Genomic DNA, 15,104 nt, shown 5'->3' with positions numbered 1-15,104 from the left:
GTGTGGTTTGGGTGCGTCGTCGTTATACCAGCTTGGTGCAGGGATTGCCAAATTTCCCCGTCAGTAGGCCTAACTGGCGCGATCTGTGTTGTGTGTTTTGTGTGTTAAGGTTAAAAACAAGCATGAAAACTGACTCTTGCCGTGATAACAAGGATGCCTATGCCCAATGACAAGGATGCACACCAAGACCCCGCGTCGGTGTTGGTGATCTTTGCCCATCCCGACCCCGATCAGTCGGTGGCGAACCGACGTCTGCTTGCCGCTATCTCTTCGTTTCCGCATGTTACTGTTCACGATATTTACGCAACTTATCCCGACTTTGTGGTTGATGTGCACGATGAGCGCCGACGGGTGCAACAAGCTGATGTGATTGTTTTTCAACACCCGCTACAAATGTATTCCTGTCCGGCGTTATTGAAAGAATGGATTGATGTGGTGCTAGGCAAAGGTTTTGCACATGGCGAGGGAGGGGATGCGCTAGCAGGAAAAACCTGCCGTTTTGTCGTCACTACTGGAGGGGCGGCTGAGGCGTTCACTAAAAGCGGATACAACAAGTACTCGATGCAAGAGCTTCTCCAGCCGTTTGAGCTGACCGCAGCCCTTTGCCGCATGGAGTGGCTTCCGCCGTTGGTCTTGCATTGGGCACGCCGTGTTAGTGATGCTGATCGGGATGCGTTTGCGGAACTGTATGCCGATTGGATTCGTGATCCGCTCGCCCATGCGGGAGGTGAGCATGGAGCATAACTTGCTGTCTGCGGCCTTTATTTTTCTGCTCGCGGCGGTCATTGCCGTCCCACTCGCGCAGCGGTTAGGAATGGGCTCGGTATTAGGCTATCTGATGGCTGGCATCGTGATTGGTCCTTGGGGGCTCGGGCTTATCAGCGATGTGGAGTCTATTCTCCATTTTTCTGAATTCGGGGTGGTATTGCTGCTATTTCTGATTGGCTTGGAACTGAACCCTAAAAAACTGCTGCAAATGCGCCGCCCGATACTGGGGCTGGGTGGTAGCCAAGTGGTGGTGACCACCTTGGTAATAGGTGCTGTTGGGGTGATGTTTGGCCTGACGGAACGGCAGGGCTTTATTGTGGGCATGGCCATGGCGCTTTCCTCCACTGCCATTGCGATGAAAGTTATGGAGGATCAGCGCCTTATGCGCAGTGAATCCGGTCAAGCAGGGTTTGCGATTCTGTTATTCCAAGATATCGCGGTGATCCCCATGTTGGCGGTGATGCCCGCACTGGCAGGAGGCAGCCTCGGCAGCTGGTTAGATGTGCTCTGGATGTTTGTGGGGATTGGCGCGCTGTTGGTCGGCGGGCATTTCTTGCTTCGGCCTCTATTCCGTTTGGTGGTCATGAGCGGGGTCAGCGAGCTGTTTAACGTGGCGGCACTGGCCTTGGTGATTGGTATTGCGCTTGCGATGCAGCAGTTGGGTCTCTCGATGGCGTTAGGTGCGTTCCTTGCGGGTGTGCTGCTTGCGGAGAGTGAGTATCGCCACGAGCTCGAAACCGCCATCGATCCCTTTAAAGGATTGTTGCTGGGGCTGTTTTTTATTGCGGTTGGGATGGCGGTGGATCTCGGTCTATTGCTGGAATATCCGCTGACCTTGCTCGGTGCGGTACTTGCACTGGTGTGTGGTAAGGCGTTACTTATCTATCTGCTCGCGCGTCTATTTGGTGTGGCACCTAAAGCGCGCAGTCAAATGGCGGTGTTGCTTAGCCAAGGCGGTGAGTTTGCTTTCGTGATCTTTACGGCGGCACGCGCAGAAGGGTTACTCAGCCAAGAATTGAATGCCTTCTTGCTGGTGGTGGTGAGTCTGTCGATGATGACCACGCCTTTGATGCTTACCTTGCAGCAACGCTGGTTTGAACGCACCTTTAATGAACCCGAGGAGTTACCGACACAGACGCAATTTGATCAACATGATGCGCGCGTCATCATCGCGGGCTTCGGTCGGTTTGGTCAAGTGGTTGGTCGATTGATGTTTGCCAACAAAATTGGTGTCACCATCTTGGAACGTGATCCCACCCAAATCAAACTGTTACGCAAATTCGGGTATGATGTGTATTACGGTGATGCGACGCAGCTTGATTTGCTTCGGGCGGCAGGGGCGCAAAGCGCAGAGGCGATTGTGATTTGCACCGACTCGCCGGATGAAGTGATGGAGATTGTTGATCTTTGTCAGCGGCATTTCCCTAACTTAAAGATATTAGCGCGAGCACGAAGTCGGGTGGAGGCTTATCAGCTCATGGGCTTAGGCGTCGAAACCTTGTCGCGGGAGACATTTCTTGGCGCGCTTGATTTAGGCCGACAGACGTTAGAGTCCTTAGGCATGCATCCTTACAAGGCAAAACGTGCCGAGGTGTTGTTCCGAAAATTGGATATGCGGGTATTGCAAGACCTCTTACCTCAGCATAATGAAGATATGGGCGCCGCCTCACGCGTGAAAGAGGCGCGTAAAGAGTTGGAAGAGATCTTCGATCGGGAAATGCGCGGAGAGATTGAGCGCCACCAGAGTTGGAACCGAGATGAATAGGATGGAATTGTGAAAAAGCGCTTTATTGCTGGGGCGGCGTGCCCCAAATGTCAGCGCCAAGATACCTTGCGGGTCTGGCGCGAAAACAATATTGACAAAGTGGAATGTGTCAGCTGCGATTACCATGAGAGTCGGCTTCCGGATTCGGCACAGCAGTCACAGTCTGAAACCCCGCCGGCAGAGAATGTCATTGGGATCTTTAAACCGGAGTAGGGAATCCGTTATCATCGGCAGTCCATTAACCTTCCGGTCTCGGAGCGAGCATGAAAATTGCAAATGATGTGGTGGTCAGCCTGGCCTACCAAGTAAAAAATGAAGACGGTGCGTTAGTTGATGAATCAACAGCGCAAGAACCCCTCCAGTACCTACACGGTCACCGTAACCTGATCGTTGGTCTGGAAAAGGCACTGGAAGGTCGTGAGAAAGGCGACGCGTTTGAAGTGACTGTAGGTCCTGACGACGCATACGGTGAGTATCAAGAAGCCATGGTACAACGTGTACCGGCGAACGTATTCCAAGGCGTAGACCAAGTGGAAGTCGGCATGCGCTTTATGGCGGAAACTGACCAAGGTCAGATCCCGGTTGAAGTCACCGAAGTTGACGGTGACGAAGTTGTTGTTGATGCTAACCACATGCTGGCAGGCCAAACTCTGTCATTCTCTGTGGAAGTGGTTGATCTACGTGCAGCAACCGAAGACGAAATTGCTCATGGCCACATTCACCAAGAAGGTGGCTGCGGTCACGATCACTAATCAGTGATTAGCAACGAGAAAAGGCGCCGGTTTGGCGCCTTTTTTATTTCATATCCACCGTCTTCAGGTGTGTATCGACACCAGCGCTTGGCAATTAATAATGCGGCGGTGGGGTTTCTTCCGATTGGCTGGCGATGTTGGCCGGCGCGACGTCTTTCAGTTTGCCGACCAAATACTGAATTTGCACTGTCATACGCTCAATATCGCCTTGCTGCTGGGTGAGAGCGTCATTGAGCTGTTCTATTGTGTCTTCTTGAAACGCGACCTTGCACTCTAGATCGTCAATTTGTTGCTGTAATTTGCCAATCTCACTCATTTTTGTTTCTCACTGCATTAAGGGGTGTCGGTTAACCAAGCTTGGGCGATGCCCGCCGAGGTACCGGAAATCACACGGCCGGTTGGGTCGATAGCAACATCATACACGACCGCGCTGGGAGGGCGAGTATTGGGTTGAGCCAATGCCTCCCAACGCCCTAGATTCTCACCGGTCTGAACATCCCAAAGCTCGACCCGCTGTGAGGGAGTACCGGTTGCGAGTCGGCGGCCGTCATCGGAAAAGCGTGCACTGGCATAAATCGCTTGGCGCGCAAAGATATCCAGTTGACTGACCTTCTCACCGCTGGGTAAGGCCCAGATAATTGCTTGATTGCTGCCATCCGAGACAAAGGCATACTTCCCTTCCCGTTGCAGCGCCACTTGCTTCACCCGTTGGTCATAAGGAAAGTCGTTGATAATTTGCCCGGAACTGGTGTCCCAAAAATAGGCATGATGGTCATTGCCCCCTGAGAGGACGTAAGCGCCGTTCGGGGAAATGGCAACCGCATTGACTTTATCGCGATGGGCAAGGAACTCTAAGCGTCTTCCTGTGCCTAAGTCGATGAATAGCGCTTTGCCGTCCGACATCGCGAGGACCACTTTTTGGCCGTTGTTGCTGATAGCCGCATCACGGATAATGCCTTCAGAGACCGACCACAAGCCCTCGGCTTGGCTCCAGGCAAGATCCCAGACAGCAAAATTTTGCGCGGTCGCGGTGATGGCATAGCGTTTATTGTCGGAGATATGGCTGACCACCACAGGGTTTGCATTCGGATCTTGGGGCCCTAGATCCGCCAGTTTTTGGTTGGTGACCAGATCCCACAGCACAATGTCGGTTTCTTCGGAGGCGAGCAGCGCAAATCGCCCGTCTCGACTCAGGCTAAAGCTGGTGGCGCCTTCAGGATGGATTGACCAACGCTGGGCTTCTTTGCCAGACTGCCAACAGCCAGTTAGCGTGATGGCGATGAGAAAAATGCAAACAATGTGGCGAATTTTGGGCATGATGCTTGAGTTCCGAAACGTGCAGCCATATAACCACGAGTATATTGATAGAATCAGGCTTTCGCATTGTTGATGCGTCAGTGACAACCATACGAGGATTTATCCTTACCATCAACGGAGTACCCAATGAAATCAGTAATGAAGATGTCGCTACTCGCGGCAACCGTTGCCCTTGCCGTCGGCTGTCAACAAGACGACGCCAACGTCGAGCAGACGAACCAAGCCGCTGAGCAAGCGCAAGCGGAAGCGTCGTTTGCTAATGATGACGACAAGGCAGCCTACGCGATTGGTGCGTCTTTAGCGCAATACCTCAACGCCAACCTAGAACAACAAGCCGACATCGGTTTGGATTTAGATAAAGAGTTGGTATTGCAAGGGGTGCAGGACGTCTTTAATGGCGAATCCAAGCTGACCGACGAGCAAGCGCAAGCGGCACTGCAGTCACTCGATCAACGCGTGACTGAGCTGGCTCAGCAACAAGCTAAAGAGAAAGCAGAAGCTGCGCTGGCAGACGGTGAAAAGTATCGCACTGAATTTGCGAGTCAAGAAGGTGTGAAAGAAACCGAATCTGGCTTGTTATACAAAGTGGATAGCTTAGGTGACGGTAAAAAGCCCGCGGCGGAAGACACTGTGGTGGTGCACTACAAAGGCACCCTGACAGATGGTACCCAATTTGATAGCTCTTACGATCGTGGCGAGCCAGCAACCTTCCCGCTTAATCGTGTGATCCCAGGTTGGACCGAAGGGGTGCAGCTGATGCCGGTTGGATCTAAATTTACCTTCGTGATCCCGCCAGAGCTGGCTTATGGTGACCAAGATACGGCGTCCATTCCTGCTAACTCAACGCTTGTGTTTGATGTTGAGCTACTGGAAATCAAAGACGATGCCAACAAAGAGAAGGCGAGTGAAGGGTAAACCTGACGCTTGTTTTCGCGCCAAAATGCCTCGGCTTTGCCGGGGCTTTTGCTTTTTTAGGGCTGGATTCTGTTAAACTTGGCTGAGATAAACACAGATTCACCGTCGAATAAGGATAGGCGTACGTGGTACCGACAGAGCATTTTGGCGCAGAAATCATGACAGAAAGCGAGCTCATTGAGCCGAATCCATTTACGGCGCAAGACAGTGTGATTTTACACTCTTATGCCGCGGTCGTAGACGGCTTGGCTGCGCTAATCGGCGAGCATTGTGAAATCGTACTGCACTCGCTAGAAGACTTGAACAAGTCAGCAATCAAAATTGCCAATGGTGAAAACACCGGTCGCCAAGTGGGGTCACCCATCACGGATTTGGCCTTACGGATGTTGCGGGACATTGAAGGGTCTGAGCGTAATTTTTCTCGCGCCTACTTTACGCGCGCGAAAAGCGGCACCTTAATGAAATCGATCACGGTTGCCATCCGCAATGGTGAAAGCCGCATTATCGGGCTGTTATGTATCAATATAAACTTGGATGCCCCTTTCTCTCAGGTGCTGCAAGCGTTTATGCCTGATGATCAAGCCAAGCAAGCTGCGTCATCGGTTAACTTTGCCAGTGATGTAGAAGAGCTGGTGGATCAAACCGTTGAGCGTACCATTGAAGAAGTCAACGCGGATAAAAGTGTGTCTAATAACACCAAAAACCGCCAAATTGTGATGGCGCTTTATGATAAAGGGATCTTTGATATCAAAGATGCTATTCATCGTGTCGCTGATAGGCTCAACATATCGAAGCACACTGTGTATCTTTACGTGCGCCAACGCAAAACGGGAGACGGGGAAAAATGAGCCTCAATTACGTACTCGTGGTCTCAGAGCCGGCTTATGGGACGCAACTTGCGCGTACGGCCTATCAATTTACGTGTGCGGCCATTGCCAAAGGACACAGTGTCAGCAAAGTGTTTTTCTACCAAGATGGCGTATTAAACGGGGCTGCGACAACGGTGCCTGCGAATGACGAATTTGACTTGGTTAAGGCATGGCAGACCTTAGCCAATGAACATCAGGTACAACTCGAAACCTGTGTGGCTGCCGCATTACGTCGAGGTATTGTGAGTGAGCAAGAAGCGATGCAGCATGGCTTGTCACAAGCTAACCTAGCTGATGGGTATCAACAAGCTGGTCTCGGTGCCTTGGCAGAAGCTTTGTTGACAGCCGATCGTGTATTGCAATTTTAAGAGGACGTATGCAACTCGGGTTTGTTTTTTCAACCGCACCGCATGGCTCAGCGAGCGGACGTGAGGGGTTAGATGCGCTGTTGGCGGCATCCGCTTTTTGCGAAACGATTAGCGTGTTCTTCATTGGTGATGGGGTGATGCAATTGATTGATGGGCAGCGCCCAAGCACAGTGCTGAGTCGCGATTATATTGCCAGCTTTAAAATGCTACCGCTGTGTGATGTCGAAGATATCTATATTTGCCAAGCGTCACTGACGGCAAGAGGCATGGGTGATGCGGCGCGCGTGTTGACGGGCGAAGTACTGAAACGTGAACAAATTCAGGCAAAGCTCGCTCGCTGCGATCGCATCCTGCATTTTTAAGAGAGTCAGATGCTACATATTATCAAATCGTCCCCTTATGCAACGCATGCGCTGTCGCACTGTTTGGCGTATGCCACCCCTGACAGTGTCATCGTCTTGATCAATGACGCAGTCCTCGGCGCACTGGTAGAGAGCCCTTTGGGTGTGGCACTTTTTACAGATAATCGTTCGGTTTATGTGCTCGAAGAAGATGTGATGGCCCGTGGGGTACAAGCGCATCTACATCCGCAAGTTAAACWGATTGATATGCAAGGGTTGGTTCAACTCACCGAGGATCACGTCACGCAAATGACATGGTGATCGACTAGGCTATCGAAGGATAAAAATGCCTTCCTTGCTATCGGTGAAAAAACAGACGATGCAAAGATCTCTGTATAAATCTTGACACCCTATAAGTCGGCGCCTAAAATTTCGCGTCCCCGTTTTATTGGGGATAGATTTTTCACACTTATACGTTAAGTAATATCAGGAGCTATTTAATGGCAACTATTAACCAGCTGGTACGCAAACCACGCCTGAAGCAAGTTGCGAAAAGCAACGTGCCTGCGCTGGAAGCGTGTCCGCAAAAACGTGGTGTTTGTACTCGTGTTTACACCACTACGCCAAAAAAACCAAACTCAGCACTGCGTAAAGTATGCCGTGTGCGTTTGACTAACGGTTACGAAGTAACCTCATACATCGGTGGTGAAGGCCACAACCTGCAAGAGCACAGCGTTGTGCTTATCCGCGGCGGTCGTGTAAAAGACTTGCCGGGTGTGCGTTACCACACTGTTCGTGGCGCACTTGACTGTGCAGGCGTTAACGGCCGTAAACAAGGTCGTTCTAAGTACGGTGTGAAGCGTCCTAAGTCTTAATGGATTCCGTTAAGTAAGGCCAAACACTCAAACAATTGAATTTTGAAAAAACTGAAAAGTTTTGGATAAAACCTGAAGAAGACAACGGAGATAATCCATGCCACGTCGTCGCGTAATTGGTCAGCGTAAAATTCTTCCAGATCCTAAGTTCGGATCAGAATTGCTGGCAAAATTTGTGAACATCCTGATGGTTGACGGTAAGAAGTCAACTGCTGAAAAAATCGTTTACGGTGCACTAGACATCATGGCTGAGCGTTCTGGTAAAGAGCACTTGGCTGTATTCGAACAAGCTCTTGAAAACGTACGCCCAGCGGTAGAGGTTAAATCTCGCCGTGTAGGTGGTTCAACTTACCAAGTACCAGTAGAAGTACGTCCTGTGCGTCGTAACGCGCTGGCTATGCGTTGGTTGGTTGAAGCTGCTCGTAAGCGTGGTGAAAAATCTATGGCTCAGCGCCTGGCCAACGAGATGCTTGACGCGTCTGAAAACAAAGGTACTGCTGTTAAGAAACGTGAAGACGTTCACCGTATGGCAGACGCGAACAAAGCGTTCGCACATTACCGCTGGTAATGCCTTCATGGCGCGCCACTTCGGTGGCGCGCCGAACCCATTTTCTAAGGTTAACCTTAGTAAGAGGATACTATTGTGGCTCGTAAAACCCCTATCGAGCGCTACCGTAACATCGGTATTTGTGCTCACGTAGACGCCGGTAAAACCACCACTACCGAGCGGATCCTGTTCTACACAGGCGTTAACCACAAGCTTGGTGAGACCCACGACGGCGCGTCTACCATGGACTGGATGGAGCAGGAGCAAGAGCGTGGTATTACCATCACTTCTGCAGCAACTACCACTTTCTGGCAAGGTTCAGATCACCAATTCGAACAACACCGTGTTAACATCATCGATACTCCAGGACACGTTGACTTCACTATCGAAGTAGAACGTTCACTGCGTGTTCTTGATGGTGCGGTTGTTGTTTTCTGTGGTTCTTCTGGTGTTGAGCCTCAGTCTGAAACCGTATGGCGTCAGGCTGACAAATATGAAGTTCCACGCATGGTTTTCGTCAACAAGATGGACCGTGCAGGCGCAGACTTCCTACGCGTTGTTGATCAAATCAAAAATCGCCTTGGTGCGACCCCTGTGCCAATTCACTTGAACATCGGTGCTGAAGACGAGTTCAAGGGCGTTATCGATCTGATCAAAATGAAAGCGATCAACTGGAATGAAGAAGACATGGGTATGACTTATACCTATGAAGAGATTCCAGCTGAACTTCAAGAGCAAGCAGAAGAGTGGCACAACTTCTTGGTTGAGTCTGCTGCAGAAGCGTCTGAAGAGCTGATGGACAAGTACCTTGAAGAAGGTGAGCTGTCTGAAGAAGAAATCAAGAAGGCGCTGCGTCAGCGTACTCTAGATAACGAAATCGTACTGGCAACCTGTGGTTCTGCATTTAAGAACAAAGGCGTTCAGGCGGTACTGGATGCGGTTATCGAATTCTTACCTTCACCAATCGACGTTAAGTCAATCAAAGGTGAAGACGAAGACGGCAACCCAATCGAGCGTCACGCAGACGACAAAGAACCGTTCTCCGCGTTGGCATTCAAAATTGCAACTGACCCATTCGTAGGTACGCTGACCTTTATGCGTGTTTACTCGGGCGTTGTAAGCTCAGGCGATACTGTTTACAACTCTGTTAAGCAGAAGCGTGAGCGTCTAGGCCGTATCGTACAGATGCACTCGAACAAGCGTGAAGAAATCAAAGAAATTCGCGCCGGTGACATCGCGGCCGCGGTTGGTCTAAAAGACGTAACTACGGGTGATACTCTGTGTGCGATGGATTCAAAAGTAATCCTAGAGCGTATGGAATTCCCTGATCCAGTTATTCAGATCGCGGTTGAGCCTAAGTCTAAAGCAGACCAAGAGAAAATGGGTATCGCGCTAGGTAAACTGGCGGCAGAAGATCCATCTTTCCGCGTTGAGTCTGACGAAGAGTCTGGCCAGACCCTGATCTCTGGTATGGGTGAGCTTCACCTAGACGTTATCGTTGACCGTATGCGCCGTGAGTTTAACGTTGAGTGTAACGTTGGTAAGCCTCAGGTAGCGTACCGTGAAACTATCCGTGGTAGCACGGAAGTTGAAGGTAAGTTCGTTAAGCAGTCAGGTGGTCGTGGTCAGTATGGTCACGTATGGCTGAAGCTTGAGCCATCTGAGCCAAACGAAGGCTTTGTCTTTGTTGACGAAATCGTTGGTGGTGTGGTTCCACGTGAATACATCGGCGCGGTAGCGAAAGGCGTTGAAGAGCAAATGAAAAACGGTGTACTTGCCGGTTATCCAGTGCTCGACGTTAAAGCAACCCTGTACGATGGTTCTTACCACGATGTTGACTCCAACGAAATGGCGTTTAAGATCGCTGCATCAATGGCATTCAAGAAAGGTGCACTGCAAGCGCAACCTGTTATGCTTGAGCCAATGATGAAAGTAGAAGTAACTACGCCAGAAGAGTGGATGGGTGACGTTGTTGGTGACTTGAACCGTCGCCGTGGCCTGATTGGCGGTATGGACGAGGGCCCAGCGGGTCTGAAGATCGTACGTGCTCAGGTACCACTGTCTGAAATGTTCGGTTACGCCACTGACCTGCGTAGTGCAACTCAGGGTCGTGCTTCATACTCAATGGAATTCAGCGAGTATGGCGAAGTGCCTAAGAACATTGCCGACGCCCTGATTGCAGAGCGTAGCTAATTTTTATTAGTCTCGATGCCGGCGTGTTGTCGGCATCCAATACTGACTTCTGAGCTAGTTAGGTGTTGATACCTTTAGCTCACAACTAGGAAGGAAGACGATCGTGTCTAAAGAAAAATTTGAACGTACGAAACCGCACGTTAACGTTGGTACTATCGGCCACGTTGACCACGGTAAAACTACTCTGACTGCCGCTATCTGTACTGTACTTGCAAAAGTACACGGTGGTGCAGCGCGTGACTTCGCATCAATCGATAACGCACCAGAAGAGCGTGAGCGTGGTATCACCATCGCGACTTCGCACGTAGAATACGATACGCCAACTCGCCACTACGCGCACGTTGACTGCCCAGGGCACGCCGACTACGTGNGGTAAAACTACTCTGACTGCCGCTATCTGTACTGTACTTGCAAAAGTACACGGTGGTGCAGCGCGTGACTTCGCATCAATCGATAACGCACCAGAAGAGCGTGAGCGTGGTATCACCATCGCGACTTCGCACGTAGAATACGATACGCCAACTCGCCACTACGCGCACGTTGACTGCCCAGGGCACGCCGACTACGTGAAAAACATGATCACCGGTGCAGCGCAAATGGACGGTGGTATCCTAGTAGTAGCAGCGACTGATGGCCCAATGCCACAGACTCGTGAGCACATCCTGCTAGGCCGTCAGGTAGGCATCCCATACATCATCGTATTCATGAACAAATGTGACATGGTTGATGATGAAGARCTACTTGARCTAGTTGAAATGGAAGTACGTGAGCTGCTTTCAGAGTATGACTTCCCAGGTGACGACTGCCCAGTAATCCAAGGTTCAGCRCTAGGYGCTCTGAACGGTGAAGAGCAGTGGGAACAGAAGATTGTTGAGCTAGCGGAAGCACTGGATTCTTACATCCCAGAGCCAGAGCGTGCAATCGACAAGCCGTTCATCCTRCCAATCGAAGACGTATTCTCAATCCAAGGCCGTGGTACYGTAGTAACTGGTCGTGTTGAGCAAGGCATCATCACCGTTGGTGACGAAGTAGAAATCGTGGGCATGAAAGACACCACCAAGACCACTTGTACTGGTGTTGAAATGTTCCGTAAGCTTCTAGACGAAGGCCGTGCAGGTGAGAACGTTGGTGTTCTTCTGCGTGGTACTAAGCGTGACGAAGTTGAGCGTGGTCAAGTACTGGCGAAGCCTGGTTCAATCACCCCGCACACTAAGTTCGAGTCAGAAGTATACGTACTGTCTAAAGACGAAGGCGGCCGTCATACTCCGTTCTTCAAAGGCTACCGTCCACAGTTCTACTTCCGTACAACTGACGTGACCGGTACTATCGAACTGCCAGAAGGCGTTGAGATGGTAATGCCTGGTGACAACATCAAGATGGTTGTTGAGTTGATCGCGCCAATCGCGATGGACGAAGGTCTACGTTTCGCTATCCGTGAAGGTGGCCGTACAGTCGGTGCTGGTGTTGTCGCTAACATCATCGCGTAATGCGTTGAGTTAAAAACATACCACTGAANCCTGGTTCAATCACCCCGCACACTAAGTTCGAGTCAGAAGTATACGTACTGTCTAAAGACGAAGGCGGCCGTCATACTCCGTTCTTCAAAGGCTACCGTCCACAGTTCTACTTCCGTACAACTGACGTGACCGGTACTATCGAACTGCCAGAAGGCGTTGAGATGGTAATGCCTGGTGACAACATCAAGATGGTTGTTACCCTGATCGCGCCAATCGCGATGGACGAAGGTCTACGTTTCGCTATCCGTGAAGGTGGCCGTACCGTAGGCGCTGGTGTTGTTGCCAACATCGTTGAATAATGATTTGACGAAACACTAGTAAAAAGGGCATCATTTGATGCCCTTTTTCTGCGTTTGACACTTATATTGTTGCTATTTTGCCCAGTATTAGTGAACAAATGCAGCGTGTTGGTGCTCGTATTGATACCCTTAGGTGTGATAAATACGAGCACCGCGTGTCATTGCCAAGGCATTATGGTGTTTTGGCTGCAAAGACATTGCCGTCTATGTAGACTTGTTACAGGTAGAATGTATGAAAGCGAACGCTGAGACCCAATCCGGTTCGATGGACATCCTTAAATGGGGTGTTGTTTTTGTCCTGTTGGCCGCAGCCGTGGTAGGGAATAGCCTGTACAGTGACGTGTCTGTGGTAGTGCGAGCTGCTGCTGTAGTGGTGTTAGTTGCCGCTGCTGGTGGTATTGCTGCACTCACGATGAAAGGAAAAGCTGCGATCACGTTTGCACGCGAATCGCGTATGGAAGTGCGTAAAGTTGTATGGCCTACGCGTCAAGAGACCTTACAAACCACTCTCATCGTTCTGGCTGTTACTGTCGTTATGGCGCTCATCCTGTGGGGCGTTGACGGGATTATGGTCCGTCTAGTCCGCCTAATCACTGGCGTGTGAGGTAAAAGTACATGAGCGAAGCTCCCAAAAAACGTTGGTATGTGGTTCAGGCTTTCTCTGGTTTTGAAAGCCGTGTTGCGCAGTCATTGCGTGAACATATCAAAATGCACGAAATGGAAGATCACTTTGGTGAAGTCTTGGTGCCAACCGAAGAAGTGGTTGAAATGCGTCAAGGCCAGCGCCGTAAAAGTGAGCGCAAATTCTTCCCAGGCTACGTGCTAGTACAAATGGTGATGAACGATGAATCTTGGCACTTGGTACGCAGTGTTCCTCGTGTAATGGGCTTCATCGGTGGCACCTCAGATCGTCCTGCGCCGATTTCAGACAAAGAAGCCGATGCGATTCTCAACCGTCTTGAAAAAGCGAGTGAGTCACCCGTACACAAAACCGTCTTTGAGGCTGGTGAAGTGGTTCGCGTGACGGAAGGACCCTTTGCAGACTTTAACGGTGTGGTTGAAGAAGTGGACTATGACAAGAACCGCCTGAAGGTGTCTGTGTCTATCTTTGGCCGTGCAACCCCAGTTGAGCTTGAGTTTGGCCAGGTAGAAAAAACCTGATCAAAAAAGCATCATCAACGGTTGGCAAGGGCGCGAAATTTGACTATAATTTCGCGCCCTTTTGTTAAACGGGGAGTCTATCGTCAGGTAGACGTTAGTACCCAAAATTAGGTAATTGAATAATGGCAAAGAAAGTAGAAGCTTACATCAAGCTGCAAGTTGCAGCGGGTGCAGCTAACCCATCGCCACCGGTTGGTCCTGCTCTAGGTCAACACGGTGTGAACATCATGGAATTCTGTAAAGCGTTTAACGCGAAGACCGAATCTATCGAGAAAGGTCTGCCGATTCCTGTTGTTATCACTGTATACAACGATCGTTCTTTCACTTTCGTTACTAAGACTCCGCCAGCGGCAGTTCTTCTTAAGAAAGCAGCAGGCGTTAAGTCTGGTTCAGGTCGTCCAAACACTGAAAAAGTGGGTACCGTCACTGACGCTCAGATCCAAGAGATCGCAGAAACGAAAGCGGCAGACATGACCGGTGCGGACATCGAAGCGATGAAACGCTCTATTGCGGGTACTGCCCGTTCAATGGGCCTGAACGTAGAGGGTTAAGACAATGGCTAAAATGACTAAGCGCATGCGCGTAATCCGCGAAAAAGTTGATGTGACCAAAGAGTACGACATCAACGAAGCCGTTGCTCTACTGAAGGAACTGGCGACTGCTAAATTTGTTGAAAGCGTTGACGTTGCTGTCAACCTTGGCATTGATGCACGTAAATCAGACCAGAACGTTCGTGGCGCAACTGTACTGCCACACGGTACTGGCCGTGATATCCGTGTTGCTGTGTTCACACAAGGTGCGAACGCTGAAGCTGCGAAAGAAGCGGGTGCCGACATCGTTGGTATGGAAGACCTGGCTGAGCAAGTGAAGAAAGGCGAAATGAACTTTGACGTCGTTGTCGCTTCACCAGACGCGATGCGCGTTGTTGGCCAACTGGGTACTATCCTAGGTCCTCGCGGCCTGATGCCAAACCCGAAAGTGGGTACTGTAACGCCTAACGTTGCTGAAGCGGTTAAGAACGCGAAAGCAGGTCAGGTTCGTTACCGTAACGACAAGAACGGCATCGTTCACACCACCATCGGTAAAGTAGACTTTGACGCGAACAGCCTGAAAGAAAACCTGGAAGCGCTGTTGGTTGCTCTGAAGAAGGCGAAGCCAACTTCAGCAAAAGGTACTTTCATTAAGAAAGTTAGCCTGTCTACCACCATGGGCGCAGGTGTTGCTCTGGACCAGAACACTCTGGAAACCAGCGCAAGCTAATTGCCAGAAGCGAGTGAGTAGTTTATACTCTCTCGCTTCACAATTTTATGGCTGAGTCTGTTTAACAGACTTCGTCCAAGACCGTAGGCGTTCATTACGAACTTAATATTTCCTACGTAGACGGTGCCAGAACATGATAGATTTCTCGTCTTTCTTG

The 15,104-nt window shown here is 50.4% G+C and carries 19 protein-coding genes and 2 pseudogenes; 19 read left to right on the top strand and 2 right to left on the bottom strand.

From position 1 onward, the window contains the following. Positions 1-159: 159 nt before the first annotated feature. From kefG to slyD, 4 genes are read left to right on the top strand one after another with little or no spacing between them, the layout of a single operon-like run. On the top strand, positions 160-744 hold the full coding sequence (kefG, locus tag BZG82_RS03530; protein ID WP_077674594.1) for a glutathione-regulated potassium-efflux system ancillary protein KefG: 585 nt from the start codon (positions 160-162) through the stop codon (positions 742-744). Next, positions 734-2,533, top strand: coding sequence for a glutathione-regulated potassium-efflux system protein KefB (gene kefB, locus BZG82_RS03525; RefSeq protein ID WP_077765169.1), 1,800 nt, complete (start codon positions 734-736; stop codon positions 2,531-2,533). Before kefG ends, kefB begins: the two co-directional genes overlap by 11 nt. Before the next feature lie 9 nt (positions 2,534-2,542). Next, on the top strand, positions 2,543-2,746 hold the full coding sequence (locus tag BZG82_RS03520; RefSeq protein WP_077455134.1) for a YheV family putative zinc ribbon protein: 204 nt from the start codon (positions 2,543-2,545) through the stop codon (positions 2,744-2,746). A gap of 50 nt (positions 2,747-2,796) precedes the next feature. After that, positions 2,797-3,285, top strand: a complete 489-nt coding sequence (gene slyD / locus BZG82_RS03515) for a peptidylprolyl isomerase (protein ID WP_077455135.1) — start codon at positions 2,797-2,799, stop codon at positions 3,283-3,285. A gap of 94 nt (positions 3,286-3,379) precedes the next feature. Here slyD and BZG82_RS03510 read toward each other — a convergent pair whose 3' ends face one another. Continuing rightward, on the bottom strand, positions 3,380-3,601 hold the full coding sequence (locus tag BZG82_RS03510; protein ID WP_069589556.1) for a SlyX family protein: 222 nt from the start codon (positions 3,599-3,601) through the stop codon (positions 3,380-3,382). Positions 3,602-3,618: 17 nt separating this feature from the next. Next, entirely contained in the window at positions 3,619-4,602 is a 984-nt protein-coding gene (locus tag BZG82_RS03505; protein ID WP_077765168.1) for a WD40 repeat domain-containing protein, read from the bottom strand. Between the two features lie 126 nt (positions 4,603-4,728). Between BZG82_RS03505 and fkpA the strand changes: the two genes are divergently transcribed. The 15 genes and pseudogenes from fkpA to rplA all read left to right on the top strand — a co-directional run bounded on the left by fkpA (position 4,729) and on the right by rplA (position 14,947). After that, positions 4,729-5,517, top strand: a complete 789-nt coding sequence (gene fkpA / locus BZG82_RS03500; RefSeq protein ID WP_069589552.1) for an FKBP-type peptidyl-prolyl cis-trans isomerase — start codon at positions 4,729-4,731, stop codon at positions 5,515-5,517. Positions 5,518-5,642: 125 nt separating this feature from the next. Further along, the gene (locus tag BZG82_RS03495) at positions 5,643-6,365 is read left to right on the top strand and encodes a helix-turn-helix transcriptional regulator (protein ID WP_069589551.1); all 723 of its coding nucleotides are present in this window, start codon (positions 5,643-5,645) and stop codon (positions 6,363-6,365) included. Then, positions 6,362-6,754, top strand: coding sequence for a sulfurtransferase complex subunit TusD (gene tusD / locus BZG82_RS03490; protein ID WP_077765167.1), 393 nt, complete (start codon positions 6,362-6,364; stop codon positions 6,752-6,754). Before BZG82_RS03495 ends, tusD begins: the two co-directional genes overlap by 4 nt. 8 nt (positions 6,755-6,762) lie before the next feature. Next, positions 6,763-7,116 (top strand): sulfurtransferase complex subunit TusC, encoded by a 354-nt coding sequence (tusC, locus tag BZG82_RS03485; protein WP_077662638.1) that lies wholly within the window; start codon positions 6,763-6,765, stop codon positions 7,114-7,116. Between the two features lie 9 nt (positions 7,117-7,125). Continuing rightward, positions 7,126-7,416, top strand: coding sequence for a sulfurtransferase complex subunit TusB (gene tusB / locus BZG82_RS03480; RefSeq protein WP_077765166.1), 291 nt, complete (start codon positions 7,126-7,128; stop codon positions 7,414-7,416). A gap of 179 nt (positions 7,417-7,595) precedes the next feature. Next, the gene (gene rpsL, locus BZG82_RS03475; RefSeq protein ID WP_069589545.1) at positions 7,596-7,970 is read left to right on the top strand and encodes a 30S ribosomal protein S12; all 375 of its coding nucleotides are present in this window, start codon (positions 7,596-7,598) and stop codon (positions 7,968-7,970) included. Between the two features lie 97 nt (positions 7,971-8,067). Then, complete coding sequence (rpsG, locus tag BZG82_RS03470) at positions 8,068-8,538, top strand: 30S ribosomal protein S7 (RefSeq protein ID WP_069589544.1); 471 nt, start codon at positions 8,068-8,070, stop codon at positions 8,536-8,538. Positions 8,539-8,613: 75 nt separating this feature from the next. Continuing rightward, positions 8,614-10,710 carry an elongation factor G gene (gene fusA / locus BZG82_RS03465; RefSeq protein WP_077479741.1) on the top strand — a complete coding sequence of 699 codons (2,097 nt, stop codon included), beginning with the start codon at positions 8,614-8,616 and terminating at the stop codon, positions 10,708-10,710. Between the two features lie 154 nt (positions 10,711-10,864). After that, the gene (locus BZG82_RS16715; RefSeq protein ID WP_443216476.1) at positions 10,865-11,086 is read left to right on the top strand and encodes a GTP-binding protein; all 222 of its coding nucleotides are present in this window, start codon (positions 10,865-10,867) and stop codon (positions 11,084-11,086) included. Further along, positions 11,082-12,197, top strand: a pseudogene (gene tuf / locus BZG82_RS03455) (elongation factor Tu); the annotation flags it as partial. The gene BZG82_RS16715 and the pseudogene tuf, both read left to right, overlap by 5 nt. Before the next feature lie 29 nt (positions 12,198-12,226). Beyond that, a pseudogene (locus BZG82_RS03450) lies at positions 12,227-12,526 on the top strand (hypothetical protein); the annotation flags it as partial. 232 nt (positions 12,527-12,758) lie between these two features. Continuing rightward, positions 12,759-13,130 carry a preprotein translocase subunit SecE gene (gene secE / locus BZG82_RS03445; protein ID WP_069587004.1) on the top strand — a complete coding sequence of 124 codons (372 nt, stop codon included), beginning with the start codon at positions 12,759-12,761 and terminating at the stop codon, positions 13,128-13,130. A gap of 11 nt (positions 13,131-13,141) precedes the next feature. Continuing rightward, a complete protein-coding gene (gene nusG, locus BZG82_RS03440; protein WP_069587003.1) occupies positions 13,142-13,687 on the top strand; it encodes a transcription termination/antitermination protein NusG in 546 nt (181 codons plus the stop codon). Between the two features lie 122 nt (positions 13,688-13,809). Next, positions 13,810-14,238 (top strand): 50S ribosomal protein L11, encoded by a 429-nt coding sequence (rplK, locus tag BZG82_RS03435; RefSeq protein ID WP_069587002.1) that lies wholly within the window; start codon positions 13,810-13,812, stop codon positions 14,236-14,238. A 4-nt stretch (positions 14,239-14,242) separates the two neighbouring features. Continuing rightward, positions 14,243-14,947, top strand: a complete 705-nt coding sequence (rplA, locus tag BZG82_RS03430; RefSeq protein ID WP_069587001.1) for a 50S ribosomal protein L1 — start codon at positions 14,243-14,245, stop codon at positions 14,945-14,947. Positions 14,948-15,104 lie beyond the last annotated feature (157 nt).

The sequence above is a fragment of the Salinivibrio sp. PR5 genome (genome assembly GCF_001996085.1).
Lineage (GTDB): Bacteria > Pseudomonadota > Gammaproteobacteria > Enterobacterales > Vibrionaceae > Salinivibrio > Salinivibrio proteolyticus.
This window is presented reverse-complemented; position numbering and strand designations above follow the sequence as displayed.

What these genes read in the sequence shown, in the direction of transcription:
- kefG (WP_077674594.1), top strand. Translation starts at nt 160, where the DNA reads ATGCCCAATGACAAGGATGCACACCAAGACCCCGCGTCGGTGTTGGTG.
- kefB (WP_077765169.1), top strand. Translation starts at nt 734, where the DNA reads ATGGAGCATAACTTGCTGTCTGCGGCCTTTATTTTTCTGCTCGCGGCG.
- slyD (WP_077455135.1), top strand. Translation starts at nt 2,797, where the DNA reads ATGAAAATTGCAAATGATGTGGTGGTCAGCCTGGCCTACCAAGTAAAA.
- BZG82_RS03510 (WP_069589556.1), bottom strand. Translation starts at nt 3,601, where the DNA reads ATGAGTGAGATTGGCAAATTACAGCAACAAATTGACGATCTAGAGTGC.
- BZG82_RS03505 (WP_077765168.1), bottom strand. Translation starts at nt 4,602, where the DNA reads ATGCCCAAAATTCGCCACATTGTTTGCATTTTTCTCATCGCCATCACG.
- fkpA (WP_069589552.1), top strand. Translation starts at nt 4,729, where the DNA reads ATGAAATCAGTAATGAAGATGTCGCTACTCGCGGCAACCGTTGCCCTT.
- tusD (WP_077765167.1), top strand. Translation starts at nt 6,362, where the DNA reads ATGAGCCTCAATTACGTACTCGTGGTCTCAGAGCCGGCTTATGGGACG.
- tusC (WP_077662638.1), top strand. Translation starts at nt 6,763, where the DNA reads ATGCAACTCGGGTTTGTTTTTTCAACCGCACCGCATGGCTCAGCGAGC.
- rpsL (WP_069589545.1), top strand. Translation starts at nt 7,596, where the DNA reads ATGGCAACTATTAACCAGCTGGTACGCAAACCACGCCTGAAGCAAGTT.
- rpsG (WP_069589544.1), top strand. Translation starts at nt 8,068, where the DNA reads ATGCCACGTCGTCGCGTAATTGGTCAGCGTAAAATTCTTCCAGATCCT.
- secE (WP_069587004.1), top strand. Translation starts at nt 12,759, where the DNA reads ATGAAAGCGAACGCTGAGACCCAATCCGGTTCGATGGACATCCTTAAA.
- nusG (WP_069587003.1), top strand. Translation starts at nt 13,142, where the DNA reads ATGAGCGAAGCTCCCAAAAAACGTTGGTATGTGGTTCAGGCTTTCTCT.
- rplK (WP_069587002.1), top strand. Translation starts at nt 13,810, where the DNA reads ATGGCAAAGAAAGTAGAAGCTTACATCAAGCTGCAAGTTGCAGCGGGT.
- rplA (WP_069587001.1), top strand. Translation starts at nt 14,243, where the DNA reads ATGGCTAAAATGACTAAGCGCATGCGCGTAATCCGCGAAAAAGTTGAT.